Source organism: Paraburkholderia sp. EB58, from assembly GCF_050436665.1.
Classification (GTDB): Bacteria; Pseudomonadota; Gammaproteobacteria; order Burkholderiales; family Burkholderiaceae; genus Paraburkholderia.
Genome location: NZ_JBNDMQ010000005.1, coordinates 114018 through 138407, shown reverse-complemented (window position 1 = coordinate 138407; position 24390 = coordinate 114018). Strand labels below are relative to the sequence as shown.

The following is a 24390-nucleotide window of genomic DNA, read 5'->3' as shown; positions in this document are numbered from 1 at the left end:
CCGACCGCGGCGCGTGCGGCCTTCATGGGTCCATCCAGTACCGGTGATGCGCGCTGCGATACCGTTCAAGCGAGAGCGTCGCGCGCGGTGCCGGGTCGCCCTGCGTCGGCGAGTCCTGCGCTGGCTCGTCCTCGGCCAGGATTTGCACTGCGCCGTCTTCGTCGCTGCGCGCGAGTTCGATATGCCGCGCCAGATAGCGTTCGAAGACGCCCGGGTTCGGATGGTGAAAACGGTTGCGATAGCCTACCTGAAATACCGCGACAAGCGGCTCGATAGAGTCGAGGAACGGCTCGGTCGAGGAAGTCTTGCTGCCGTGATGCGGCACGAGGAGGATCTGCGCGGACAAGGCTTCGCGGTCCCGCGCGAGCAGGACGCGCTCGACCGGCGCCTCGATATCTGCGGCCAGTAGTGCCGTGAGGCGGGGTGTTGTGGCTGAGGTGGGCACGGTGGCCGCGGCGTGCGCGGTAGATGCGCTAACCCCGTAGGCCGCGTTGGCCGCAGACATCCCGGTGCGGCTTGAATCATGCGCGCCCGCCGTGCTGACGCGCAGCACGCAGCAATGCCCGTTCGGGTTGCCTTGCAACGGCCCGGGATCCGGCCAGAGCATGCTGAATTCGACGCCGTCCCACTGCCAGTGCTGGCCCGCCGCACAGCGCACCGTATCGGCGCCGACCGCCCTGGCTTTTTCCCATAATGCATTCGACGGCACCAGCCCCGCCAGCAACTGACGCACTTCTACCCCCTGAAGCACGGCCGGCGCGCCACCCGAGTGATCGGAATCGGCATGGCTGATTACCATCGTGTCCAGTGTGTATACCCCGTTGGCCTGGAGGTACGGCACCACGACCCGTTCGCCGGCATGCGTCGACTCCGGTCCGGGTCCGGCATCGAACAGCAATGCGTGATGCGCCGTTTCCACCAGGATCGACGACCCTTGACCAATGTCCAAAGCAGTCAACCTGAACGCGCCTGGCGGTGGACCGGGTGGCGGCGGCAACAGGAGTGGCAGCCAGGTGAGCGGCGCCGCCCAGCGCAACGGCCAGCCGCGCGGCGCAAGGCACCACGCGACACCGATTGCTGCCGCGGCCAGCGCCCAACCGTTTGGCTGCGGCAGGCGCCAGAGCGCCCAACTCGAACCCGAGAGCGTCTGCAGGCCGGCGACCAGCAGTTCGAGCAACGCGTGAGCGGCGCGAAATGCAAAAGCATCGAATGGCACGGGCAAGGCGACCCCGGCCAGCACGGCGGGCGTCACGAAGAGACTCACCCAGGGGATCGCAAACGCATTGGCGACTGGCCCGATCAAGGGAATCTGCGAGAACCAGTAAACGGTCAATGGCGCGAGCGCGATCGTCACCGCGAACTGGACCTGTGCGGCACTGCGCAAGCGCGCGGCGAACGCCCGGGCGCGAACGCGCAATGCGGCGAGCATGCGTGCGGCCAAGCGCCGAAAGGGCATCTGGCTCGTCGGCGTAGTCGGAAGCACGCTCAGGGGTTCGCGCCCCTCTGCGCCAAGGTGTGTAATGGAGTCTACGTTGGATTGTGCCGCCACTTGCGTGCAGGAAAGCGCATTGGAGCGAGCGCCTGAGTCCGCATCCGTATCGCCCTGCGCATCCAGCTCAGCCTCAGCATCCTGCTCGTCATGCCGCTCGTCATCGCGCACACGCGGCCTCCCCGACATCGCATAAACGATCGCCGCCACGGCGCAAAACGACAGCCAGAACCCAGCCGACACCACCGCCCACGGATCGAGCAGCAGCACGAGACCCAACGCCCAGCTCAGCACCCACGACGGCGCCACGCTGCGGCCGCTGACAAACGCGAGCGCCACGGCACCCGCCATCCATAGCGCGCGCTGCGCCGGAACATTGAACCCCGCGAGCGCCGCATGCATTGCGGCAAACAGCACACCCGCGATCACCGCGACCTTCTGCGCCGGAATCTTCAGCGGCCAGTTGCGCCCCACGAAACAGGAACGCCGCCACAGCGCGCCGGCAAGCCATCCGGCGAGTCCCGCGACGAACCCGATATGCAGACCGGAGATCGCCACCAGATAACTCGTGCCGGTCGCGCGCATCAGCGTCCAATCGGCGGCGCTAACCTCGTCCTGAGCGCCAACCGCGAGCGCCACCACAATGCCGCGATGTGGGGCGTCGGCCAGCACGGCGTCGATGCGCGCACGCAGGGCGGCGCGCCAGCGGTCCACGCTGACACCCAGGCCGCCCGCGAACCCTGCGAGCCGCTGCGCCGTTTCCGGCTTGTTCACGTACCCCGTGGCCCGGACATTGCGCGCCAGCAAGCCCGCTTCGGCATCGCGCACGCCGTAATTGGCATTACTGTGAGGCCGCTTGAGTCGCACCGTCAAACGCCACCGCGCGCCGGGTTCCAGCACCGGAGGTGGCGGTCCCTTCTGGTCGATCCACGACAGTTGAATCGTGCGGGGAAAATGCGCAATCGGCGCAGCGACCGAGTCGACGTCGAAGAGGAATCGCGCGCCTTTGTCGTCGCGGTTCGGCAAGCCACGAATGGAGCCCTGAACCACGAGGTCACGGCCCTCCCACGCGCTCGGCAAGCTCACGGCAAGACGCAGCTCAGCCCGCCATGCCGCATAGCCAAAACCGGCGCAAGCGGCAGCCAGCCAAACCGCGCACCAGCCGCTGCGCATCCGCCACCGCTGCTGGCCACGCAGACCCCAAACGGCCCACGCAACCGCGCCGCTCATGATCAGCAACAGCACCAGCCACCCACGCCATACAGGCAGTGCCGCTTGCTGCTGCAAGACGATCACGCCTAACGCAAATCCACCCCACACTGCCCGCATTCGCCCTCCACCCGCTGACTGCTAACTGCCAAACCGCCGCAGCCCTGGCTAGCCGCCCGACTGCGGCCGGGCGTCACCATCGGACGCAGGTCAGAAAGCTATTTCAGACGAACTGCCGGACGCGGATTCGGCCCGGCGCGAACCACTGGAGAGATTATGCAGACGAAAGCGCGAGCCGCGGCAGCGCGGCGTGAGCGTTAGCCGTTGTGCCTATGGCAAGCTCATCTACGCCGATGCCGCGCAGTTGCGCAAGCCCCGCGCCGATGGCGGGAATCTGGGCCGGCGTATTGCGTTGGCGGTAAAGCCAGGAGGGTGCAATATCGGGCGCGTCGGTTTCCACGACGAGCGCATCGAGCGGCAATTGCGCCGCGAGGCGCCGGATCTGCAACGCACGCTCGAAGGTCAGGTTGCCGCCGAAGCCGAGGTGCATGCCCTGATCGATAAACGCCTGGGCCTGCTGAAAACTGCCGTTGAACGCATGGGCGATGCCGCGATGCACACGATGCCGGCGCAGCCCTTTGAGCACCTGATCCTGCGACTTGCGCACGTGACAGATCACCGGCAGATCGAATTCGTGCGCGAGCTTTAGTTGCTCGTTGTAGAAGAATTGCTGGAGCGCATCGTCGAGGCCGGGCACGAAGTAATCGAGGCCGATCTCGCCCAGGCCGACAAACAGCGGATCGTCGAGACTCGCTTCGATTTCCATGCGTAAGGCATCGAGATCCGCATCCTGCGCGCCCGGGGTAAAGAGCGGATGAATCCCGAGCGCATACGCGCCGCCTGCCACGCGATGCGCCAGTTCGCGCACCCTGGCGAAGTTCATGCGCGCCACGCCCGGAATCACGATACGCCCCACCCCGGATGCGCGGGCAGCGGCCGCCACCGCGTCGCGATCCGTGTCGAATTCCGAAGCGTCGAGGTGGCAGTGCGTATCGATCCACATGCTCGCGGCCGGCGGTGAAAAAACGTTACACGGGAACCGGCGGCTCTTCGTACAGCACGCCGTCGCGCAGACGCATGATGCGATCGCAGCGCGCTGCCAGATCCGGATCGTGGGTGACGATCACAAAGCTGGTGTCGAACGTCTGCGACAGCTCGAGCATCAGGTTGAACACGGTGTCGGCGGTGCCGCCGTCGAGATTGCCGGTGGGCTCGTCGGCCAGCACGCAGGCCGGGTTCGTCACCAGTGCCCGCGCAATCGCCACGCGCTGGCGCTCGCCGCCCGACAGCTCGCCCGGACGGTGTTTCGCCCGATGCGCAAGACCCACGCGCTCGAGCGTCTGCAGCGCGGTACGGCGTGCTTCGTCGGTCGGCATGCGGCGGATGCGCAGCGGCATCGCGACGTTATCGAGCGCGGTGAACTCGGCGAGCAAGTGGTGGAACTGATAGACGAAACCGAGCGCGCGATTGCGCAGATCGTTGCGCTCGCGTTCCGAGAGTTTCGTGAACGGCTTGCCGAGCACGGACACCTCGCCGGTGCTCGGATCGTCGAGACCGCCCAGCACGTGCAGCAAGGTGCTCTTGCCCGAGCCCGACGCGCCGACGATCGCGAGCTTCTCGCCGCGACGCACCGACAGTTGCGTGTTGTTCAGCACCTGCACGTTCAGGCCGCCCTGCACGAACGACTTCGAGATGCCGGTCGCTTCGAGGACGTACGGATGCAGCGTGCTGTCTGAGGACATAGATTGAGGAATCGAACGATCATTCATAGCGCAGCGCCTCCGCAGGACGGACCTTGGCACCACGCCAGCTCGGATACAGCGTGGCCAGCGAGGCCAGCACGAAAGCGATCACGCCGATCTTGACCACATCGCCCGGCACCAGCTCCGATGGCAGCTCGCTGATGAAATACACCGACGGCGGCAGGAACTGCACGCCGAGCAGATGCTCGATCATCGGCACGAGCCATGGAATGCTCCACGCGATCAGGCAACCGAGCACCACGCCCGTGGCCGTGCCGATAAAACCGATCGTCACGCCCTGCACGACGAAGATCTTCATGATCGAGCCCGGATGGGCGCCGAGCGTGCGCAGAATCGCGATGTCAGCCTGCTTGTTGGTCACCGTCATCACCAGCGATGACACGAGATTGAACGCCGCCACCGCGATAATCAGCGTCAGGATAATGAACATCATGCGCTTTTCGATCTGTACCGCCGAGAACCAGGTCTTGTTCTGCTGGGTCCAGTCGCGGATGTAGAGGTCGCCCGAGAGGGTCCGCGCCAACTGGTGCGCGACCTCCGGCGCGCGCTGCATGTCTTTCAGGCGCAGGCGCACGCCCGTCGGCGCAGGCAGGCGGAACAGCACCTGCGCATCCTGAATGTTGATCAGCGCGAGCGTGCTGTCGTATTCGTAGTGCCCCGACTCGAAGATGCCCACCACTGTGAACTGCTTGAGACGCGGCAGCATTCCGGCAGGCGTAATGGTGCCTTCGGGCGCCACCAGCGTGATCTTGTCGCCGACCATCACGCCCAGGTTAGCCGCCAGATCGGTGCCGAGGACAATGCCGAAGTCGCCAGGCTTCAGGTCGGTCAACTGGCCGCCTTTCATTTCCTTGTAGATATCGGAGACCTGCGGCTCGAGCGCCGGATCGACGCCACGCAGCGCGACGCCGCTCACGGCGTCCTGGCGCGTCAGCAACGCCTGCGCGTCGACATATGGCGCCGCGCCGATCACTTCCTTGTTCTGGCGCGCTTCCTTGGCAGTTAATTGCCAGTTCGGCATGGAGCCGGTCGGCGAAAAGATTTCGACGTGCGCGAGCACCGACAACATGCGGTCGCGCACCTCTTTCTGGAAGCCGTTCATCACCGACAGCACGACGATCAGCGCCGCGACGCCGAGCGCGATGCCCGACATCGAAACGAGCGCGATGAACGAAATAAAGCCGTTACCGGTCGTGCGTTTGCCGGCGCGGGTGTAGCGCCAGCCAATCTGCCATTCGTAGGGAAATTTCAAGCGAATCCTTTTCTGCGTTCTTCGGCCTCGTGCCGGGGGCTTGCTGCGGCGTTGCCATGGCTTTGCCACGGCTCGTTGCAGCGCATAGCGGCGGCAATCCCGCGCACCATGCAGCCCGAGGGTCGTGATCGTTGGTGTGGGATCGGGGGCGGATGGTTCCGGCGGGCATCTGCCGCCGCGCAATTACCACCAATCAAGCGCGAAGTTTGCCATACAAAGCTGACAAACCTCCGCGGACGGTTGTCAGCCTTACGCGTGCGCCGGGGTGGCGTGCAGCTCAAGACCCAGCGCGCGGATCACCTTGATGATCGTCGCGAAGCTGGGGTTGCCGTCTTCGGAGAGCGCCTTGTAGAGCCCCTCGCGCGAAATTCCGGTGTCGCGGGCGAGTTGCGCCATGCCGCGTGCACGTGCGATCACGCCAAGCGCATGCGCGAGATAGGCCGGGTCGTCGCCGCCCTCCAGCAGACAGGCTTCGAAATATTCCGCCATGTCGGCCTCGGTCTTCAGGTGTTCGGCCGAATCCCACGACCGGGTTTTGATCTTTTCCATCGGTCACTCCGTATCGAGATTGCCGAGTATCTTGTGCGCGGCTTTGATATCCGCCGCCCGGGTCGACTTGTCGCCGCCACATAGCAAAATCACTAGAACCGCACCGCGCTGCGCGTAGTAGATGCGGTAGCCGGGTCCATGATCAATGCGCATTTCGGTGATCGGTGCGCCGGCGGAATTTGTATCCCCCGGATTGCCCAAGGCCAGCCGGTCGATGCGGGCCTGTATCCGGCGCTTCGCGATCCGGTCACGGAGACCCTCGAGCCAGACGTCGAAAACCTCGGTTGTTCGAATACCCAGCATTGGCAAGTGTAATCCATGGTTCACGGCCAACGATCGGTTGTGGGTCTGCCCGCGCGAAACTCCTCACTCGCATCCCGACGATGCGCACGGCGGAGATGCGTTGAAGGCAAGCGATGAGGGCTTCTCATCTTCACGAACTAAATTTACCGCCCGAACCGGAGCAAGTGAAACTAGTCCGATCGGCCAACGTGCAGCCCCGGGCAACACCACTCGTTCGCTATGGACCGATAGGCTCCGCCGCTGGCCCTTTCCCATCAACGGTCAGCACCTGGAATCGAAAGCCCCCATCGTTTGCCATACAATGCGCAGCATCATGCACGCTAACCGTCTTCATCTCCTCCTGCCCTTCGCGCTGCCCGCCGCAGCCGACGCCTCCACCGCGCTGTACAACATCCAAAGTCCCGCCCTCGACAAACTGCTCGCCCGGGCCACACTCGTTGAGCGGGTGATCGGCGAGGATTTCCAGCGCACGCTGCCGCACGAGCGCTGGGTGGCACGCCAGTTTGGCACGGTACCAAGCGGTGCAGGAGCCGCAGACGAGGCGCCGCTCGCGCCCTACATGCTGCGTGCCGACGGCGGCGAACCCGGCACGTCGACCTGGGCGTGCGTGCAACCGGTGCACGTGCGCATTGCGCACGATCATCTGGTGCTGATCGACCCCGCTTCGCTCGCGCTGACCGACGATGAAGCCTCAACGCTGCTCGACGTGGCCCGGCCGCTGATCGAAGAGCTCGGCGTGCGCATCGAAGCGCCCAAGCCTTCGCGCTGGTATCTCGCGAGCGACGCCTTCGGCACACTCGCCGGCGCCTCGCCGCTGCGCGCCAGCGGCCGCAACATCGAGATCTGGCTGCCTCACGAAGCCCACACCGGCGAGCGCTCGCGGGCGTGGATGAAGCTGCAGAACGAAGTGCAGATGGCGTGGTTCGAGCATCCGGTCAACGAGGCACGCGAAGCGCGCGGATTGCCTTCGGTCAACTCCATCTGGTTTCACGCACAAGGCGCGGCGCAACCGGTGAAAAGTCCGTTTGCCCGTGTGCTGTCGGATGCGGCGGCCACGCGCGGCCTCGCGCTCACTGCCGGGGTTGAAACGGGCGCGCCGCCGGCTTCGTTTGCCGTCCTCGCAGCGGCTGCAAATGGCGCCAATGGCGCAGGAAGCGGCGCCCATGGCGGCAACGAGGCCGCAGCAACCACACTGGTCGAGCTGGACCCATTTTCCGCGCCCTATATCGAGCAGGACTGGGCTCGCTGGAACGAGGCATTCGCCGCGCTCGAGACCGACTGGTTCGCCCCCGCCCTCGCCGCCTTGCAGGCACGACAACTGGGCGAACTCGGCCTCACGCTGTGTGGCGATACCGGCTCGGTGACGCTCATCATCACGCGCGGAGATTTGCGCAAGTTCTGGCGGCGGCGTCTCCTTGCCTCGCTCTTTATCGAATGATCCCGCGAATGACTAAGCGAATGAGCCAGCCCATCACTCCGCGAATGTTCCATCGCATGTTTTCCGGCCTTTCTGCATGACTCGAATCGTTACGCGCGCCTGCTCTCCCGTCGACGCCGAAGTGTTGACCCGTCACGGCCTGCATCCGGTGCTGGCCCGTCTGTACGCATCGCGCGGCGTGTGCGGGCCGGATGAAATCGAAACCGGCCTCGCGCGCCTCGTGCCGCCCGTGCAGCTCAAAGGCTGCGAGGACGCCGCGGCGCTGCTCGCCGATTCGATCGAAGGCAAGCGCCGCATGCTGGTGGTTGCCGATTACGACTGCGACGGCGCCACCGCCTGCGCCGTGGCCGTGCGCGGCCTGCGGATGTTCGGCGCGCAGATCGACTACCTGGTGCCGAACCGCTTCGAATATGGCTACGGACTGACGCCCGAGATCGTTGCGCTGGCCGCACGCAACCCGTCGGGCAAGCCGGATCTCCTGATCACGGTGGACAACGGCATTGCCAGCGTCGACGGCGTCGAGGCGGCCAACGCGCTCGGTATCGACGTGCTGGTGACCGACCACCACTTGCCCGGCGACGACCTGCCCGCCGCCCGAGCCATCGTCAATCCGAACCAGCCAGGCTGCACCTTCCCGAGCAAGTGCATCGCCGGGGTTGGCGTGATGTTCTACGTGCTGCTCGCGCTGCGCGCCGAGCTGCGCAAACGCGGCGCATTCAACGATGCGCGGCCCGAACCGCGTCTGGACGGCCTGCTCGATCTGGTTGCACTCGGCACGGTGGCGGACGTCGTCAAGCTCGACGGCAACAACCGCGTGCTGGTCGCCCAAGGTCTGCAGCGCATCCGCAAAGGCAAGATGCAGCCGGGCATCGCTGCCCTGTTTCGCGCCGCGGCGCGCGATGCCCGCAACGCCTCGGGCTTCGATCTGGGCTTTGCGCTCGGCCCGCGGCTGAACGCGGCGGGCCGGCTCTCGGATATGTCGCTGGGGATCGAATGCCTCACGACGGAAGACATCGGCCGTGCGTGGGAGCTCGCGCAGCAACTTGACGCGATCAATCGCGAGCGGCGCGAGATCGAAGCCGGCATGCAACAGCAGGCGCTTGAAGATCTGTCGACGGTCGATCCGGCCGGCTCAGCCACCATCGTGCTCTTCAACCAAGGCTGGCATCAGGGTGTGATCGGCATTGTTGCGGGACGGCTCAAGGAAAAATTCCACCGGCCCGCGTTTACCTTCGCGCCGGCTGATGAAACCGGTGTGCTCGTCAAAGGCTCGGGCCGCTCGATTGCGGGTTTTCATCTGCGCGACGCGCTCGACCTGATCTCGAAACGCGAACCCGGCATGATCGTCAAGTTCGGCGGCCACGCCATGGCGGCGGGCATGACGCTCGCAGCCTCGGACGTGCCGCGTTTCACGGCAGCCTTTGAGGCGGTCGGCCGCGAATGGCTCTCCGCCGACGCGCTCGCGCGCGTCGTCGAAACCGACGGCGATCTGGAGGAGGCCTATTTCACGCCGCAATTCGTCGAAATGCTCGACGCCGCGGTCTGGGGCCAAGGCTTTCCGGCGCCGGTATTTTCGGGCGAATTCGAGGTCGCTTCGCAGTCGCTGGTGAAGGACAAGCATCTAAAGCTGCAACTGCTGCGCGGCCGGCAGCGTTTCAACGCGATCTGGTTCAACCACACCGATTCGCTGCCCAACCGCACGACCATCGCTTACCGGCTCGCAAGCGATACGTGGAACGGCGTTTCGCGCGTCCAATTGATCGTGGAGCATGCGGTGAGTTGAGCGGCCACGAGGTTCGCCTCACCTCGCCCCTCAGCCGCGCCGCAAGCGCGAAAACCGCGCAAAATCCCCGCAAAACCGCCCCAAACACCCGCCGGAAACGCGCATTAGCCTCCGGCGGGCAGCCTCGATCGGCTATAATTTCCCCTTTTTACGAAGCTATAAAAGATCGACATGGAAGCGGAACGTCTCAACGCGATCGAAGCCTCTCTGGCCGACCTGCGCCGTCGCGCGGGCGAGCTACGGGGGTATCTTTGACTACGACGACAAAGCACTGCGTCTAATCGAAGTCAACCGGGAACTCGAAGACCCGAACGTCTGGAACGACTCGAAGCACGCCCAGGCCCTCGGCCGGGAAAAGAAGCTGCTCGACGACGTCGTCGGAAAGCTCACGTCGCTCGACAATGACCTGCGCGATGCGCAGGATCTGTTCGGCATGGCGCGCGAAGAGGATGACGAGGAAACCCTCCTCGCCTGCGAAAGCGATGCAGCCGGTCTGGAAAGCCGCGTGGCCGACATGGAATTCCGCCGCATGTTCTCGAACGCGGCCGACCCGAACAACGCGTTCCTCGACATTCAGGCAGGCGCCGGCGGCACCGAAGCGTGCGACTGGGCCTCGATGCTGCTGCGCCAGTACCTGCGCTACTGCGAACGCAAGGGCTTCAAGACCGAAGTGCTGGAACAGACCGACGGCGACGTTGCCGGCATCAAGAACGCCACGATCAAGATCGAAGGCGAATACGCCTACGGCTTCCTGCGCACCGAAACCGGGGTGCACCGCCTCGTGCGCAAATCGCCGTTCGACTCGTCGGGCGGCCGCCATACGTCGTTCTCGTCGGTGTTCGTGTACCCGGAGATCGACGATTCGATCGAAGTGGACATCAACCCGGCCGATCTGCGCATCGACACGTACCGCGCGTCCGGCGCCGGCGGTCAGCACATCAACAAGACCGACTCCGCGGTGCGGATTACGCACATGCCGTCGGGCATCGTCGTGCAGTGCCAGAACGACCGCTCGCAGCACCGCAACCGCGCCGAAGCCATGGCCATGCTGAAATCGCGCCTGTACGAAGCGGAAATCCGCAAACGTCAGGCCGAGCAGGACAAGCTCGAAGCCGGCAAGACCGATGTGGGCTGGGGTCACCAGATCCGTTCGTACGTGCTGGACAACAGCCGCATCAAGGATCTGCGTACCAACGTCGAAATCAGCAATACCAAGAGCGTGCTCGATGGCGACCTCGACCCGTTCATTAGCGCCAGCCTGAAACAGGGCATCTAAAGGCGACGCACCCTAGCGCTTCCGGCGCGGCAAGGTTTGCCGCGCCGCATCTTTTGACCGCCTGTTGTAGTCCGATTGCAGTCCGATTTCTGACCGGCAGGCAACCTCGTGCGGCCCACCCGCATGCAGGCCACCCCGAATACCGACCCATCATGACCGAACCGATCCAGACGAACGCTGCGCCCGAGGGAGACGAAAACAAGATCATCGCCGAGCGCCGCGAAAAGCTGCGCGAACTGCGTGAACACGGCGTCGCCTATCCGAACGATTTCCGCCCCACGCATCATGCGGAAGATCTGCAGACGCAATACGCCGAAGCCGACAAGGAAGCGCTCGAAGCGAATCCGCTCGAAGTCGCCGTGGCCGGCCGCATGATGCTGAAGCGCGTGATGGGCAAGGCGAGCTTCGCCACCGTGCGCGACGGTTCGGGTCAGATCCAGTTCTTCATCACGCCGGCTGACGTCGGGCAGGAAACCTACGACGCGTTCAAGAAGTGGGACATGGGCGACATTGTCGCGGCGCGCGGCGTGCTATTCCGTACCAACAAGGGTGAACTGTCGGTGCGTTGTACCGAGCTGCGCCTGCTGTCGAAGTCGCTGCGTCCGCTGCCGGACAAGTTCCACGGCCTCGCCGACCAGGAAATGAAGTACCGCCAGCGCTATGTCGACCTGATCGTCACGCCGGAAACGCGCAAGACCTTTGTGGCCCGCACCAAGACCATGTCGTCGATCCGCAAGTTCATGGCCGAAGCCGACTTCATGGAAGTCGAAACGCCGATGCTGCACCCGATCCCCGGCGGCGCGGCGGCGAAGCCTTTCGTCACGCACCACAACGCGCTCGACATGCAGATGTTCCTGCGGATCGCGCCGGAGCTGTACCTGAAACGTCTGGTGGTGGGCGGTTTCGAGCGCGTGTTCGAGATCAACCGGAATTTCCGTAACGAGGGCGTCTCGGTGCGCCACAATCCGGAATTCACGATGATCGAGTTCTACGCCGCGTACACCGATTACCAGTGGCTGATGGACTTCACCGAGCAACTGATCCGCCAGGCTGCGATCGACTCGCTCGGCACGGCGACGATCAGCTATCAGGGCCGTGAGCTGAATCTCTCGAAGCCGTTCCATCGGTTGACGATCACCCAGGCCATCCAGAAGTACGCCCCGCAATACACTGACGAACAACTGGCTGACGCGGCGTTCCTGCGCCCCGAACTGAAGAAGTTCGGCGTGGATGCCTCGCAGCCGCAGTTCCTGAACGCGGGTGTCGGCGCGTTGCAACTGGCGCTCTTCGAAGAGACCGCCGAATCCCAACTATGGGAGCCGACCTACATCATCGACTATCCGATCGAAGTGTCGCCGCTGGCGCGCGCGTCGGATAAGGTGGTGGGTATCACCGAACGTTTTGAGCTGTTCATCACGGGCCGCGAAATCGCCAACGGTTTCTCGGAGCTGAACGATCCGGAAGACCAGGCCGCCCGCTTCAAGAAGCAGGTGGACCAGAAGGACGCCGGCGACGAAGAAGCCATGTTCTACGACGCCGACTACATCCGCGCGCTGGAGTACGGCATGCCGCCGGCAGGCGGTTGCGGTATTGGTATCGACCGTCTCGTGATGCTCCTGACCGACAGCCCGAGCATCCGCGACGTGATCCTGTTCCCGCATCTGCGCCGCGAAGACTGATTACGGTCGACGTAGCAACCGTAGCGGCCGTAATGGCCGCGGTGGTTACACAATGACTTGACTAGTTGGACCCAACGCCCGGCAAACCCTGCCGGGCGTTTCTCATTGCATTGGGCTACGCCACAGCCCGATAGCTTCGACAGGGTTGATGGTTTGTAACTATCGGTAAAAGCTCCCCAATGCGCGCTGACCCGTTAAGCTGCACCCTCCCCGGCTTCCCCTGACAACTCAGGCTTTGCCCCGCTCCTGCCCTTTCAGCATGCTCCGCATCCACATGACGGGTTCAGATTTGGTTACAACTTGAAACCTTGGCCCAAGCTAGCTGTCGGACACTATGTCTCAATAAAAGTCGACTCTGCTTGAGACGGAGGTCCAACATGAACAACCCAAACACCACGCAACCACGTCGTATCCATCCGCTTGTCGCGACCGCGGCCGGCGCAGTGATCATTGCCAGCCTCGCTGCCACGGCAGCCATAACAGGCCTGTTCCCGAAAGCGTCGAGCAACGGCGCGCAAAATGATCAGACCCAGTCGGCTCAGGTCGCCGCGCAGGCGGCTTCGCAACCGGTGGTCGATTCGGCTCAGCCAGCCAATCCGGCGACCTACGCACAGCAGGATCAGCAGCCGCAGCAACAACAGCCGGCACAGACAGAGGCTCAGGTGCAAGCCGCCCCGCCGGCGCCAGTTCCGGTGCCTGCGCCGACGCAGCAGCAATACGCTCAGCAACCACAGGCACAAGCGCCTCAACCGGCGCAGGGGCAGTACGCGCAGCAACCGGCACCTCAGCCGGCCTATTGCGCTAGCTGCGGCACGGTCGTAGCGATCTCGGAAGTGCGTCAGGAAGGTCATGGCACGGGCATCGGCGCCGTAGGCGGCGCAGTGGCCGGCGGTCTGATAGGCAACCAGTTTGGCGGCGGCGTAGGTCGCGGCGCGATGACTGTACTGGGTGCCGTTGGCGGTGGCTTCGCCGGCAACTCGGTCGAAAAACATATCCGTAGCACAACCTCTTACTCGGTCCACGTGCGTATGGAGAGCGGCAAGAACCGTTACTTCACGTACCACGAAGCCCCGCCGTTCCAGCAAGGCGAGCGCGTGCACATCGAGAACGGTTCGCTCGTCGCGGGTTAAGCGACGGTTACTGGGGCGGCAATCGGCCTGACGGTCAAAGGGCCACGGCCGATTCGGGCTGTGCGTTGGCCGCCTCGTCCGTCACAGACAGCCCTTGATCTGACCGCTACCCCGGACGCAAAAAAGGCGATTCCAACGGAATCGCCTTTTTGTTTGCTCAGGCCGGACAACCACCGCCCCGCTCGACGCAACTCAATAATCCGCATCCTCGATCCACGCCGCCTGGATCGCTTCGAGGATCTTCTCGTTCGAGCGGCCCGGATCGTCGTCGAAGCCTTCCAGCTCCGTCACCCAGCGGTGCAGGTCGGTGAAGCGTATCTGCTGCGGGTCCACTTCCGGATGCTTGTCGGTGAGGGCCATCGCGATGTCTTGCGTGTCGGTCCACTTCATGGCTGGGCGCTCCTGTTAGTGATTTTCCTTCGCGTGGTTGATCGAGTAACGCGGGATTTCAACAACGAGATCCTGGTCGGCCGGCACCAAGGCCTGGCACGACAAACGCGACTCGGGCTCGAGACCCCACGCCTTGTCGAGCAGATCGTCTTCGTCCTCTTCCGACGGCGTGAGCGCAGTGAAACCTTCACGCACGACCACATGGCACGTCGTGCACGCACACGACTTCTCGCAAGCGTGCTCGATTTCGATACCGTGTTCCAGCAGACTGTCGCAGATGCTCTTGCCCGGTACAGCATCGATCACCGCGCCTTCCGGGCACAGTTCGACGTGGGGCAGCACAACGATTTGAGGCATACGATTTCCGTTTGGTCTGGGGTACGGACGCCGGCGAACTGGCTCCGTACCATTTTACTGGTGACGCGTGCTTTTTTGACACACGTCACGTGATTCGTTAAAGGTCGCCAGGCTTGGGTGAGCCGGCGGCCTGACGTTCCCGCAACCGCGTGCTCAGATATCGTCGAGCTTGCGGCCGGCCAGCGCGCGGCGGATACCCTTGTTCATGCGGCGGGCGGCAAACTCGTCGGTGCCTTCGGCTACCGTTTTCGTCGCCGCTTCGATCGCGTCAACGTCATCGCTTTGGGCCACGTTACGCAAGGCGCTCAGGAGCCCGTCGAGCTCGGCACGTTCGGCCTCGTCGAGCAATTCGGCGTCCGCTGCCAACGCTGCATCCGTCGCTTCGATCAGCCGCTGTGCTTCCACCTGCGCTTCGCGCAGCGCGCGGGCGCGCATGTCGACTTCCGCCGTGTTGAAACTGTCTTCGAGCATCTTGGCGATATCGTCATCGGCGAGGCCATACGACGGCTTCACGACCACCGACGCCTCCACGCCCGAATGCTGCTCGCGGGCAAACACCGACAGCAAGCCGTCCGCGTCGACCTGATAGGTCACACGAATGCGCGCCGCGCCGGCCGCCATCGGCGGAATGCCGCGCAGCTCGAAACGCGCGAGCGAGCGGCAATCCGACACCAGTTCGCGTTCGCCCTGCACGACGTGAATCGCCATCGCGGTCTGGCCGTCCTTGAAGGTGGTGAAATCCTGCGCACGCGCGACCGGAATCGTCGAATTGCGCGGGATGATCTTCTCGGTCAGGCCGCCCATCGTCTCAACGCCAAGCGACAGCGGGATGACGTCGAGCAGCAGCCAGTCGTCACCGTCGGCGCCGCGGTTACCGGCCAGCAGATCGGCCTGGATCGCCGCGCCGAGCGCGACCACCTGGTCGGGGTTGAGATTGGTCAACGGCGGCTGGCCGAAGAACCCTTCCACCGCGCGGCGGATCACCGGCATGCGGGTTGCCCCGCCCACCAGCACCACGCCCTTGATTTCTTTGGTCGTGACCTTCGCGTCGCGCAGCGCTTTCTTGGTCGGTCCGAGCGTGCGCTGCACCAGCGCCTGCGTGATGGCCTCGAAACTGCCCTCGTCGATGGTCAGATCGAGCTGGGTGCCGTTGGAGAGCGTCGCCTGCAACGTTGCCACGGGCGCGTCCGACAACGCCTCCTTGGCCACGCGTACGCTGTCCAGCAGCATCCGTACATCTTCCGCGGCGAGCGTCTGCGGCGCGATGCCGGCCTGCTCGAGTACGTGACGGTACAGCGCGTGGTCGAAATCGTCGCCGCCAAGCGCGGAATCGCCGCCCGCCGCGAGGACTTCGAAGACGCCCTTGGTGAGCTTGAGGATCGACAGGTCGAAGGTACCGCCGCCGAGGTCATACACGGCGTAAAGGCCTTCGGAACCGTTGTCGAGGCCATAGGCGATCGCCGCGGCGGTCGGCTCGTTGAGCAGTCGCAGCACGTTCAGACCGGCCAGCCGCGCGGCGTCCTTGGTGGCCTGGCGTTGCGCTTCGTCGAAATAGGCCGGCACGGTGATCACGGCACCCACCAGATCGTCGCCGAGCGTGTCTTCCGCGAGTTGACGCAGCGTCGCGAGAATCTCCGCCGATACTTCGACCGGGCTCTTCACGCCGTCGACGGTGCGAATCTGCACCATGCCCGGCGCGTCGACGAAATCGTACGGCGCGTTTTCGGCCCCTTCCACTTCCGCCTTGCCGCGGCCCATGAAGCGCTTGACCGAGACGATCGTGTTACGCGGATCGCTCGCCGCTTCGGCCTTGGCGGTGCGTCCAATACGGCGGCCGCCCTTCTCCAGATAGCGGACCACCGACGGCAGCAGCACGTGGCCATCCGCATCGGGCAATACGTCGGGCACGCCGCTGCGCACCGCAGCGACGAGGGAATTGGTCGTGCCGAGGTCAATACCGACCGCGAGGCGCCGCTGATGCGGCGCGGGCGCCATGCCGGGTTCGGAGATTTGCAGTAAAGCCATCTGAGATCTTCTTCGGGGAGCGTACTACCCCGTCCTGAATGGTTCGCGTTGCTAGGTTGATCGGGCCATAAAGCTGACGTTTGCGCGTCAGTTGTCGAGCCGCTCGATCTGCGTGCCGATTTCCGCCGCGACACGCTCAATAAACATCAACTGCCGCACCGCCTCGCCCGCCGCCTGATTCGCCCCGCTGTCGAGCAAGGCGCCGAGTTTGGTGAAGCGCACCCGTTCCTCATCGCGCAGTTCGGTGAGCAAGGCATCGAGTGCGTCGACGTTCTTCGCCGCGCCGGCATCTTCGATGCCTTCGCGCCACTCCATCTGCTGCATCAGGAACGCCGGCTCCATGGCCGTGTTGTTCTCGGCGCCGACATCGATGCCGCGCAGCAACAGCAGATACGTGGCGCGCTTCAACGGATCGCGCAGGGTCTGATACGCCTCGTTCGTGCGCGTCGCCCATTGCATCGCAATCCGTTTTTGCGCGTCGCCCGCCGCAGCGAAGCGGTCGGGATGCACCTGCGACTGCACCGTGCGATACGCATGGTCGAGCACGTTGGCGTCGAGCGTGTATTGCGCCGGCAGGTCAAACAGGTCGAAGTGGCTGTCGTTCAGCGAGGCCATCGAATCAGATGTGGTCCGTTCAAGGGGCGCGCTCAGTTTGCAAAATGACTGTGCAAAGTGAGTGCGCAAATAAGTCTGCAAAACAGGCTGCGAGCTCAGATGCGCGATCAGGTGGGACAAATTAAAAAGGCGGCCCGCGCCGCCTTTTTTCCGCTTCACGCGGACTCAGTCCCCTCAGACGCGGAACGATTCGCCGCAGCCGCACTCGTCCTTCACGTTCGGGTTGTTGAACTTGAAGCCCTCGTTCAACCCTTCACGTGCGAAGTCGAGTTCCGTGCCGTCGATATAGGCGAGGCTCTTCGGGTCGACAATGATTTTCACGCCATTGCAGTCGAATACCTGATCTTCGGGCGCGAGTTCATCCACGTACTCGAGCTTGTAGGCCAAACCCGAGCATCCGGTCGTGCGCACGCCGAGCCGCAGCCCGACACCTTTGCCGCGGCGGACCAGATACTTCTGGACGTGCTGTGCTGCCTTTTCGGTCAACGTAATTGCCATAGCGTTTCTCGTTGCGACCTTAAGCAGCGTGCTGCTTTTCGCCCGCTTCCGCGGTTTCGCCGTGGCGTTGCTTGTAGTCGGCAACCGCTGCCTTGATCGCGTCTTCCGCGAGGATCGAGCAGTGGATCTTGACCGGCGGCAGCGCCAGCTCTTCGGCGATCTGCGTGTTCTTGATGGACATGGCCTGATCGAGCGTCTTGCCCTTCACCCATTCGGTCACGAGCGAGCTCGAGGCGATCGCCGAACCGCAGCCATACGTCTTGAACTTCGCGTCTTCGATGATGCCGTCCGCGCCCACGCGGATCTGCAGCTTCATCACGTCGCCGCAAGCCGGCGCGCCGACCATGCCGGTACCCACTGCGTCGTCGTCCTTGGCGAAGGAACCGACGTTGCGCGGATTTTCGTAGTGGTCCAGAACCTTGTCGCTATAAGCCATGATTACACTCCTTGATTCGTTTCAACCTGCATTCGGTGCGATGTTTCGCTCAGCGGGTAAGCCTTGCGGCAACTTAGTGCGCAGCCCACTGGATCGTCGAAATATCGATCCCGTCCTTGTACATTTCCCACAGCGGCGACAGATCGCGCAGCTTCGAAATCTTCGTCTTCAGCAGGTTGATGACGTAATCGACGTCCTGCTCCGTCGTAAACCGACCCACCGTGAAGCGGATCGAACTGTGCGCCAGTTCGTCGTTGCGTCCAAGGGCACGCAGCACGTACGACGGCTCGAGCGAAGCCGAGGTGCACGCCGAACCCGACGACACCGCGACATCCTTCACAGCCATGATCAGCGATTCGCCTTCGACGAAGTTGAAGCTGATGTTCAGGTTGTGCGGCACACGTTTTTCCATGTCGCCGTTCACATAGGTTTCTTCCATGTCCTGCAGGCCGCGCAGCAGACGGTCGCGCAGCATGCGAATGCGCTCGTTTTCCGTGGCCATTTCTTCACGTGCGAGACGGAACGCTTCGCCCATGCCGACGATCTGGTGCGTCGCCAGCGTACCCGAACGCATACCGCGCTCGTGGCCGCCGCCGTGCATCTGCGCTTCGATACGGATACGCGGCTTGCGGCGCACGTACAGCGCACCGATGCCCTTCGGGCCATACGTCTTGTGGGCCGAGAACGACATCAGGTCGACCTTCAGCTTTTGCAGGTCGATCTCAATCTTGCCCGTGGCCTGAGCGGCGTCGACGTGGAAAATGATGCCCTTTGCCCGGGTGATTTCACCGATCGCCTCGATGTCCTGGATCACGCCGATCTCATTGTTCACCGACATCACCGACACCAGAATCGTATCCGGGCGCAGCGCGGCCTTGAACACGTCGAGGTCGATCAGACCGTCGTCCTTCACATCCAGATACGTGACTTCGAAGCCTTCGCGTTCGAGTTCGCGGGTGGTGTCGAGCACGGCCTTGTGCTCGGTCTTCACCGTAATGATGTGCTTGCCCTTGCTCTTGTAAAAGTGCGCGGCACCCTTGATGGCCAGATTGTCCGACTCCGTGGCGCCCGAGGTCCAGATGATTTCGCGCGGATCGGCATTCACCAGCGCTGCGACGTTCTCGCGCGCCTCTTCGACCGCACGTTCCGCGTCCCAGCCATACGAGTGGCTGCGCGATGCCGGGTTGCCGAACTGCTCGCGCAGGTAGGGAATCATCTTGTCCACCACGCGCGGGTCGACCGGAGTCGTGGCGCTGTAGTCCATGTAAATGGGCAGGTGGGGAATGTCGTTATTCATGAATCGCTCCGGGGGACATCATTGCTCTGGCTCTTGGGTTCTGAGTTCGCTGGCTTCGCGGCGCTCTATGAACTGGCCATGTTGAAAACGGAATTCGGTCCGCGCGGTGCGACGCGGGCGGGTTCGACCGCCGGCGCCTCGCTGCGGCGGTCGCGCAGCACAGCCGGCGCGCCTTCGCGCGAGCGTTGCTGATCGACCAGATCTTTCAGGGACACTGAATCCAGGTACTCGACCATTTTCTGGTTCAGGGTGGACCATAGTTCGTGCGTCATGCAGTGGCCGTCGTGCTGCTTGGTGCCTTCGCACGTGCCCTTGCCGCCGCATTGGGTGGCGTCGAGCGGCTCGTCGACGGCAATGATGATGTCCGCGACGGTCACGTCTTCGGCGCGGCGCGCCAGGTTGTAGCCACCACCGGGCCCGCGCACGGACTCGACGATCTCATGGCGACGCAGTTTGCCGAACAGCTGTTCGAGGTAGGACAGGGAAATGTGCTGGCGCTGGCTGATACCCGCAAGCGTCACCGGGCCCTGCTCCTGGCGCAGCGCCAGGTCAATCATCGCCGTGACGGCGAAACGGCCTTTTGTGGTGAGTCTCATGATGTATGGGGATCGCAATTCTCGACAAGTTTGGTCAAGTATAAATACATGAGCAAATTAGTCAAGTATCCACATTGCTATTTGGGTCATTTGCTTAATTGATTGGGCACTGAAACGGCGCGCTCGGGAGCCCATCGGGTCCATGTCGCCGGCTGCCACTCAGTGCGCCAGCTGCGGATGGAGCGCAGCGATCAGTCCGCGGCACGCGGCCTCGCATTGATCGAGCACCTGCTCGAAGCCCGCTGCGCCACCGAAATAGGGATCGCTCACTTCGCGCTCGCCCGCCCAACGGGCATCGGTTTGCGGCACGAACTCCATCAACAGGCGAATCTTGTCGCGCTGCGCCGATGGACAGATCCGGTGCAAGGCTGCGACGTTGGCGTCGTCCATCGCGATCAGCAGATCGAAGCGCTCGAAGTCCGGCACTCCAATCTGACGGCCGCGCAGCCCGGAAAGATCGTAGCCGCGCTGTGCCGCTGCGTGCTGCGCGCGCTCGTCGGGCGCAGCACCAATGTGCCAGTCGCCGGTGCCGGCCGAATCGACGGTGATGCGCTCCGTTAGCTTCGCCTCGTCCACCTGATGCCGCATCACCCCTTCCGCAGTCGGGGACCGGCAGATGTTCCCGAGGCAGACGAAGCAGATGGAGATGGTTTTCATCAAGGGCGCTGGATGCGATGCATCCGGATCGGGTTAGCGAACGGTGCCGCGATTATACAAAGGCAAGGAAAATCGCGCCCGGTGCGCGTACGGCGCGCAGCGCGACGCCACAGGACGTTGCCAGCCCGGGCGCGAGCTTACCCGCCTGGCTGCGTTGGCCGCCTGCGTTCTCACCCCGCACTCAGGACGCTTGCGACGCCTGCAGCGAGGCGACTGCGCGCACCGACTTACCCGACCGCACGGGATCGTTGCCCACGAGGCCATATGAAACGGTACGCGCCAGTTCCGCCGTGAGTTGATTGGCGCCGAGCGGCGGCTGCGCGATCCGCGAGACGGTTTCGCCACTTACGTACAGGCAGGCCGCCGCTGCGAGCGGCATAACCACGGCCACCGGCCAGTACATCGATATTGTCTTTTTCATGATGTCATTCTCTTCCGATTGAGGCATCAGGAGCCTTATAGCCCACTATGCCCAGTCGAAATGGTATAGAAGAAATCAATCAGGATAAACCCGCCATAGCGGGATACAGCGTTGCGCTGAGAGGAACAATGGCTCGAGGAGGGCGCTGGGGATGCGGCCGGCCTTGATAAAACACATCCTTACAAACTACTACAGTTTTCTTTCACCGGACATTCACAATGGTGGATCGACAAAAACGCAGCCCAGACCCATGTCACATCGAATCACCCGCTTTGCGCCTGCTTGCGCCGCCCTGGCTTTCCTCGGCGGCTGTGCTGTCTATCCGGATGCGGGGCCCGGCTATGACGGCGGCTATTACGGATATGGCGACGGACCTGCGGTGGTTCAACCCGAAGTGTCGATTGGCATTGGCGGCTCTTACGGCCCGTCGTATTACGACCAGCGTCGTGGCTACGGCCCAGGCTATCACGGCCAACCACACTGGGACGCACACCAGCGCCCGGACTACGGCGCGCATCCCCGGCCCGGCGAAGGAGGACCGCATAACCCGCCACCACAAGGAAGCACACCGGGAAGCGCATCTGGCGGCCCCGCTCATGGCGGCGCGCCGGGAGGGCGCCCCGGTGGTCCGCCGCCGCCGCAGGCCGGCAACGATGGCGGCCAGCACGGCGGCGGTAACGGCGGCGGTAACGTTGGTGGTAACGGCGGCGGCAACGGTGGTGGGTCGCGCGGTGGAAACAACCGTGCGGCCGGCTATGGCAACGGCCAGCATTCCAACTCGCATTGATCCCACGCGGTGCGGCTTAAGCCGCACCGCGTGGATCGGCCGCCCAGATTGGTCCCGCGCGCGGCCATCAGGCATGGCCGCGGCCGCCGCGGGACTCGCCAATGCGCCCGGACCACCGCGGCAAAGCCCGCGCACTATCCAAGATGACTACGCTGCGCCGCGTACAACTCCCGGAACGTGCGGCCAACCGGCGCCGGCATATCCCGGGTGTTGGTCCAACCCGCGGCGAGCGGCAGACGCGCAATCGCCCTTCGGCGGCCGCCCATTCTTTCGAGCACCCGCACCGCCAGCTTCGTGAAGAGGGCGTAGGCGTCGGGATGCAGCGCGAGAAAACCCCACACCGCCAGCCCCGCGCGCTCCCGCCACGGCCGCAGATGCCGCTCCACCTGCTTCTCGCGCAGCTTGCGCAGCAGGTCCGAGAGCGGAATACCGACCGGGCAGACACTATTGCATTCGCCACAGAGCGTGGCGGCCTGCGGCAGATCGAGCGCCTTATCGAGCCCCACATAGCTCGGCGTCAGCACCGACCCCATGGGCCCGGGATACACCCACCCGTAGGCATGACCGCCGACCTTCTGATAGACCGGACAGTGATTCATGCAGGCGCCGCAACGAATACAACGCAGCATCTCCTGAAAGTCCCCGCCGATCAGCCCCGTCCGCCCGCCATCGACGAGCACCACATACATATGCTCCGGACCATCTTGATCGCCCGACCCGCGCGGACCGGTCAGCACCGAGAAGTAGTTCGAGGTCGCCTGGCCGGTGGCCGAGCGTGGCAGCAGCCGCATCGCGGTGGCCAGGTCTTCGAGCGTCGGCAGGATTTTTTCGATACCCGTGACCGCCACATGCACGCGCGGCATCACCGTGCACATGCCTTCGTTGCCCTCGTTGGTCACGAGCGCAACCGAGCCGGTCTGCGCCACCAGAAAGTTGCCGCCCGTCACGCCCATGTCTGCCGTCATGAAATGCGGGCGCAGAACTTCGCGAGCCTCGCGGGTCATCTCGGGGATCTCGGTCAGCCTCGGCCGATGGTGCGTTTTGGCGAACAGATCGGCGATCTCGTCCTTATCCTTGTGAACCACCGGCGCGATGATATGGCTCGGCGGTTCGTTGTCGTTGATCTGCAAGATGTATTCGCCGAGATCGGTCTCGATCGACTGCACGCCCATCTGGCCGAGCACTTCGTTCAGGCGCATTTCCTCGGTAACCATCGACTTGGTCTTGATCACCTTCTTCACGTCGTGCCGGCGGGCGATATCCGCAACGAGCCGGGCCGCTTCCTGGGTCGTTTCCGCGTACAGGACCGTGACGCCGCGCCGGGTCGCCTCGCGCTCGAAGGTCTCGAGCCAGACATCGAGGTTCTCGAGCGCGCGATTGCGGCGCTCCTTGAGCGCCGCGCGGGTCGCGGCGAAGTCGATGGCGGTAAGCGCGGCCGCCCGCGCCGAAACGAACTTCGTCGACAGCTTGGTGAGGTTCTGCTGCAGGCGCTGATCGGCGAGGTTCTGACCCGCACGGGCCTTGAACTGCATCGTTTGAACTTGCATGGCGGCCTTTCGGATTCGCTTCCGGATTCAATTTCAATGAATGAAGGCACTGCGCGCGACAGCATCGCCGGGGCTAATGCCTTCTACGCAGTTTGAGATGACGCCTATGCGTCGCCGGCCAGCACCTGCGCGATGTGCAGCACGCGCGTCGCGGTGTCGCCCTTGCGGCGCAACCGGCCTTCAATATTGAGCATGCAGCCGAGATCGCCGAGCACCACCGCGCCCGCGCCGCTCGCGCCGATGTTCGCGCATTTCTCGTCGACGATCGCCGTCGAGATATCGCCGTACTTCACCGCGAAAGTGCCGCCAAAGCCACAGCAGTGCTCGCAATCCTTCATTTCGGTGACCGCCACACCTGCCTGCGCAAGCAGCGCGCGCGGCTGCGTTTTGACGCCCAGCTCACGCAGCCCGGAACAGGAATCATGATAGGTGACGGGTCCCACGAACTCGCCCGGCGCCCACTCCACTTTAGCGACGTTCACGAGGAAATCGGTTAGCTCGTAGACCTTGGGACGCAGCCGGCCGAAGCGGCTCATCATGTCCGGATCGTCGCCGAACAGATCGCCGTAGTGCACGCGGATCATGCCGCCGCACGAACCCGACGGCACCACGATGTAATCGAACTGCTCGAATTCCCGCAGGGTCTTCTCGGCCAGATCGCGCGCAAGACCTCGCTCGCCGGAGTTGTAGGCGGGCTGCCCGCAGCAGGTTTGCGCCGGCGGCACGATGACCTCGAAGCCTGCACGCTCGATCAGCTTGATCACCGAAAAACCTATCTCGGGACGCATCAGGTCAATCAGGCAGGTAACGAACAATCCGACTCGCATGGGCGC

Annotated in this window: 24 protein-coding genes; 6 read left to right on the top strand and 18 right to left on the bottom strand. The window is 63.8% G+C overall.

The window, feature by feature from the left end; genetic code table 11:
- Nucleotides 1-22 precede the first annotated feature (22 nt).
- The 6 genes from P3T40_RS09475 to P3T40_RS09450 all read right to left on the bottom strand — a co-directional run bounded on the left by P3T40_RS09475 (nt 23) and on the right by P3T40_RS09450 (nt 6625).
- A complete protein-coding gene (locus P3T40_RS09475; RefSeq protein WP_429267432.1) occupies nt 23-2818 on the bottom strand; it encodes a ComEC/Rec2 family competence protein in 2796 nt (931 codons plus the stop codon).
- Nucleotides 2819-2972: 154 nt separating this feature from the next.
- Nucleotides 2973-3761 (bottom strand): TatD family hydrolase, encoded by a 789-nt coding sequence (locus P3T40_RS09470; RefSeq protein ID WP_429267431.1) that lies wholly within the window; start codon nt 3759-3761, stop codon nt 2973-2975.
- A gap of 25 nt (nt 3762-3786) precedes the next feature.
- Nucleotides 3787-4527 carry a lipoprotein-releasing ABC transporter ATP-binding protein LolD gene (lolD, locus tag P3T40_RS09465; protein ID WP_429267430.1) on the bottom strand — a complete coding sequence of 247 codons (741 nt, stop codon included), beginning with the start codon at nt 4525-4527 and terminating at the stop codon, nt 3787-3789.
- On the bottom strand, nt 4520-5773 hold the full coding sequence (locus tag P3T40_RS09460; protein ID WP_429267429.1) for a lipoprotein-releasing ABC transporter permease subunit: 1254 nt from the start codon (nt 5771-5773) through the stop codon (nt 4520-4522). Before P3T40_RS09460 ends, lolD begins: the two co-directional genes overlap by 8 nt.
- Before the next feature lie 249 nt (nt 5774-6022).
- A complete protein-coding gene (locus P3T40_RS09455; protein WP_429267428.1) occupies nt 6023-6322 on the bottom strand; it encodes an addiction module antidote protein in 300 nt (99 codons plus the stop codon).
- 3 nt (nt 6323-6325) lie between these two features.
- Entirely contained in the window at nt 6326-6625 is a 300-nt protein-coding gene (locus P3T40_RS09450; protein WP_429267630.1) for a type II toxin-antitoxin system RelE/ParE family toxin, read from the bottom strand.
- Nucleotides 6626-6926: 301 nt separating this feature from the next.
- On the opposite strand from P3T40_RS09450, the gene P3T40_RS09445 reads away from it, so the two are divergent.
- The 5 genes from P3T40_RS09445 to P3T40_RS09425 all read left to right on the top strand — a co-directional run bounded on the left by P3T40_RS09445 (nt 6927) and on the right by P3T40_RS09425 (nt 13931).
- Nucleotides 6927-8063, top strand: a complete 1137-nt coding sequence (locus P3T40_RS09445) for a regulator (protein ID WP_429267427.1) — start codon at nt 6927-6929, stop codon at nt 8061-8063.
- A gap of 76 nt (nt 8064-8139) precedes the next feature.
- On the top strand, nt 8140-9846 hold the full coding sequence (gene recJ, locus P3T40_RS09440; protein ID WP_429267426.1) for a single-stranded-DNA-specific exonuclease RecJ: 1707 nt from the start codon (nt 8140-8142) through the stop codon (nt 9844-9846).
- A 171-nt stretch (nt 9847-10017) separates the two neighbouring features.
- Nucleotides 10018-11122 (top strand): peptide chain release factor 2 gene (prfB, locus tag P3T40_RS09435; protein ID WP_429267425.1). Its coding sequence is split into 2 segments (ribosomal slippage): nt 10018-10098 and nt 10100-11122, totalling 1104 coding nucleotides; the frame shifts between segments, so codons are not numbered across the junction.
- A gap of 152 nt (nt 11123-11274) precedes the next feature.
- Nucleotides 11275-12801, top strand: a complete 1527-nt coding sequence (gene lysS, locus P3T40_RS09430; protein ID WP_429267424.1) for a lysine--tRNA ligase — start codon at nt 11275-11277, stop codon at nt 12799-12801.
- Nucleotides 12802-13178: 377 nt separating this feature from the next.
- On the top strand, nt 13179-13931 hold the full coding sequence (locus tag P3T40_RS09425; RefSeq protein WP_429267423.1) for a glycine zipper 2TM domain-containing protein: 753 nt from the start codon (nt 13179-13181) through the stop codon (nt 13929-13931).
- 192 nt (nt 13932-14123) lie between these two features.
- Here P3T40_RS09425 and iscX read toward each other — a convergent pair whose 3' ends face one another.
- The 10 genes from iscX to P3T40_RS09375 all read right to left on the bottom strand — a co-directional run bounded on the left by iscX (nt 14124) and on the right by P3T40_RS09375 (nt 21223).
- Nucleotides 14124-14321, bottom strand: coding sequence for a Fe-S cluster assembly protein IscX (gene iscX / locus P3T40_RS09420; protein WP_429267422.1), 198 nt, complete (start codon nt 14319-14321; stop codon nt 14124-14126).
- Between the two features lie 15 nt (nt 14322-14336).
- On the bottom strand, nt 14337-14678 hold the full coding sequence (fdx, locus tag P3T40_RS09415) for an ISC system 2Fe-2S type ferredoxin (RefSeq protein ID WP_429267421.1): 342 nt from the start codon (nt 14676-14678) through the stop codon (nt 14337-14339).
- A gap of 153 nt (nt 14679-14831) precedes the next feature.
- Nucleotides 14832-16703 (bottom strand): Fe-S protein assembly chaperone HscA, encoded by a 1872-nt coding sequence (hscA, locus tag P3T40_RS09410; protein ID WP_429267420.1) that lies wholly within the window; start codon nt 16701-16703, stop codon nt 14832-14834.
- A gap of 87 nt (nt 16704-16790) precedes the next feature.
- Nucleotides 16791-17318: a Fe-S protein assembly co-chaperone HscB gene (gene hscB, locus P3T40_RS09405; RefSeq protein WP_429267419.1), complete on the bottom strand. Its 528-nt coding sequence runs from the start codon at nt 17316-17318 to the stop codon at nt 16791-16793.
- A 174-nt stretch (nt 17319-17492) separates the two neighbouring features.
- A complete protein-coding gene (iscA, locus tag P3T40_RS09400) occupies nt 17493-17816 on the bottom strand; it encodes an iron-sulfur cluster assembly protein IscA (protein ID WP_074299878.1) in 324 nt (107 codons plus the stop codon).
- Nucleotides 17817-17835: 19 nt separating this feature from the next.
- Nucleotides 17836-18252, bottom strand: a complete 417-nt coding sequence (gene iscU, locus P3T40_RS09395; RefSeq protein WP_429267418.1) for a Fe-S cluster assembly scaffold IscU — start codon at nt 18250-18252, stop codon at nt 17836-17838.
- A 73-nt stretch (nt 18253-18325) separates the two neighbouring features.
- Nucleotides 18326-19549, bottom strand: coding sequence for an IscS subfamily cysteine desulfurase (locus tag P3T40_RS09390; protein ID WP_429267417.1), 1224 nt, complete (start codon nt 19547-19549; stop codon nt 18326-18328).
- A gap of 65 nt (nt 19550-19614) precedes the next feature.
- Nucleotides 19615-20145 carry a Fe-S cluster assembly transcriptional regulator IscR gene (gene iscR / locus P3T40_RS09385; RefSeq protein ID WP_429267416.1) on the bottom strand — a complete coding sequence of 177 codons (531 nt, stop codon included), beginning with the start codon at nt 20143-20145 and terminating at the stop codon, nt 19615-19617.
- A gap of 159 nt (nt 20146-20304) precedes the next feature.
- Nucleotides 20305-20802, bottom strand: a complete 498-nt coding sequence (locus tag P3T40_RS09380; protein ID WP_429267415.1) for a low molecular weight protein-tyrosine-phosphatase — start codon at nt 20800-20802, stop codon at nt 20305-20307.
- A 181-nt stretch (nt 20803-20983) separates the two neighbouring features.
- Nucleotides 20984-21223, bottom strand: a complete 240-nt coding sequence (locus P3T40_RS09375; protein ID WP_429267414.1) for a hypothetical protein — start codon at nt 21221-21223, stop codon at nt 20984-20986.
- Nucleotides 21224-21473: 250 nt separating this feature from the next.
- Between P3T40_RS09375 and P3T40_RS09370 the strand changes: the two genes are divergently transcribed.
- Nucleotides 21474-22010, top strand: coding sequence for a hypothetical protein (locus tag P3T40_RS09370; protein ID WP_429267413.1), 537 nt, complete (start codon nt 21474-21476; stop codon nt 22008-22010).
- A gap of 134 nt (nt 22011-22144) precedes the next feature.
- On the opposite strand, the gene P3T40_RS09365 is transcribed toward P3T40_RS09370, so the two are convergent.
- Nucleotides 22145-23557 (bottom strand): lactate utilization protein B, encoded by a 1413-nt coding sequence (locus P3T40_RS09365; protein WP_429267412.1) that lies wholly within the window; start codon nt 23555-23557, stop codon nt 22145-22147.
- 104 nt (nt 23558-23661) lie between these two features.
- Entirely contained in the window at nt 23662-24384 is a 723-nt protein-coding gene (locus P3T40_RS09360; RefSeq protein ID WP_429267411.1) for a (Fe-S)-binding protein, read from the bottom strand.
- Nucleotides 24385-24390 lie beyond the last annotated feature (6 nt).

Coding starts and splice junctions, on each gene's coding strand:
- P3T40_RS09475 (WP_429267432.1), bottom strand. CDS start 2,818: ATGCGGGCAGTGTGGGGTGGATTTGCGTTAGGCGTGATCGTCTTGCAG.
- P3T40_RS09470 (WP_429267431.1), bottom strand. CDS start 3,761: ATGTGGATCGATACGCACTGCCACCTCGACGCTTCGGAATTCGACACG.
- lolD (WP_429267430.1), bottom strand. CDS start 4,527: ATGAATGATCGTTCGATTCCTCAATCTATGTCCTCAGACAGCACGCTG.
- P3T40_RS09455 (WP_429267428.1), bottom strand. CDS start 6,322: ATGGAAAAGATCAAAACCCGGTCGTGGGATTCGGCCGAACACCTGAAG.
- P3T40_RS09450 (WP_429267630.1), bottom strand. CDS start 6,625: ATGCTGGGTATTCGAACAACCGAGGTTTTCGACGTCTGGCTCGAGGGT.
- P3T40_RS09445 (WP_429267427.1), top strand. CDS start 6,927: ATGCGCAGCATCATGCACGCTAACCGTCTTCATCTCCTCCTGCCCTTC.
- recJ (WP_429267426.1), top strand. CDS start 8,140: ATGACTCGAATCGTTACGCGCGCCTGCTCTCCCGTCGACGCCGAAGTG.
- lysS (WP_429267424.1), top strand. CDS start 11,275: ATGACCGAACCGATCCAGACGAACGCTGCGCCCGAGGGAGACGAAAAC.
- P3T40_RS09425 (WP_429267423.1), top strand. CDS start 13,179: ATGAACAACCCAAACACCACGCAACCACGTCGTATCCATCCGCTTGTC.
- iscX (WP_429267422.1), bottom strand. CDS start 14,321: ATGAAGTGGACCGACACGCAAGACATCGCGATGGCCCTCACCGACAAG.
- fdx (WP_429267421.1), bottom strand. CDS start 14,678: ATGCCTCAAATCGTTGTGCTGCCCCACGTCGAACTGTGCCCGGAAGGC.
- hscA (WP_429267420.1), bottom strand. CDS start 16,703: ATGGCTTTACTGCAAATCTCCGAACCCGGCATGGCGCCCGCGCCGCAT.
- hscB (WP_429267419.1), bottom strand. CDS start 17,318: ATGGCCTCGCTGAACGACAGCCACTTCGACCTGTTTGACCTGCCGGCG.
- iscA (WP_074299878.1), bottom strand. CDS start 17,816: ATGGCAATTACGTTGACCGAAAAGGCAGCACAGCACGTCCAGAAGTAT.
- iscU (WP_429267418.1), bottom strand. CDS start 18,252: ATGGCTTATAGCGACAAGGTTCTGGACCACTACGAAAATCCGCGCAAC.
- P3T40_RS09390 (WP_429267417.1), bottom strand. CDS start 19,549: ATGAATAACGACATTCCCCACCTGCCCATTTACATGGACTACAGCGCC.
- iscR (WP_429267416.1), bottom strand. CDS start 20,145: ATGAGACTCACCACAAAAGGCCGTTTCGCCGTCACGGCGATGATTGAC.
- P3T40_RS09380 (WP_429267415.1), bottom strand. CDS start 20,802: ATGAAAACCATCTCCATCTGCTTCGTCTGCCTCGGGAACATCTGCCGG.
- P3T40_RS09375 (WP_429267414.1), bottom strand. CDS start 21,223: ATGAAAAAGACAATATCGATGTACTGGCCGGTGGCCGTGGTTATGCCG.
- P3T40_RS09370 (WP_429267413.1), top strand. CDS start 21,474: ATGTCACATCGAATCACCCGCTTTGCGCCTGCTTGCGCCGCCCTGGCT.
- P3T40_RS09365 (WP_429267412.1), bottom strand. CDS start 23,557: ATGCAAGTTCAAACGATGCAGTTCAAGGCCCGTGCGGGTCAGAACCTC.
- P3T40_RS09360 (WP_429267411.1), bottom strand. CDS start 24,384: ATGCGAGTCGGATTGTTCGTTACCTGCCTGATTGACCTGATGCGTCCC.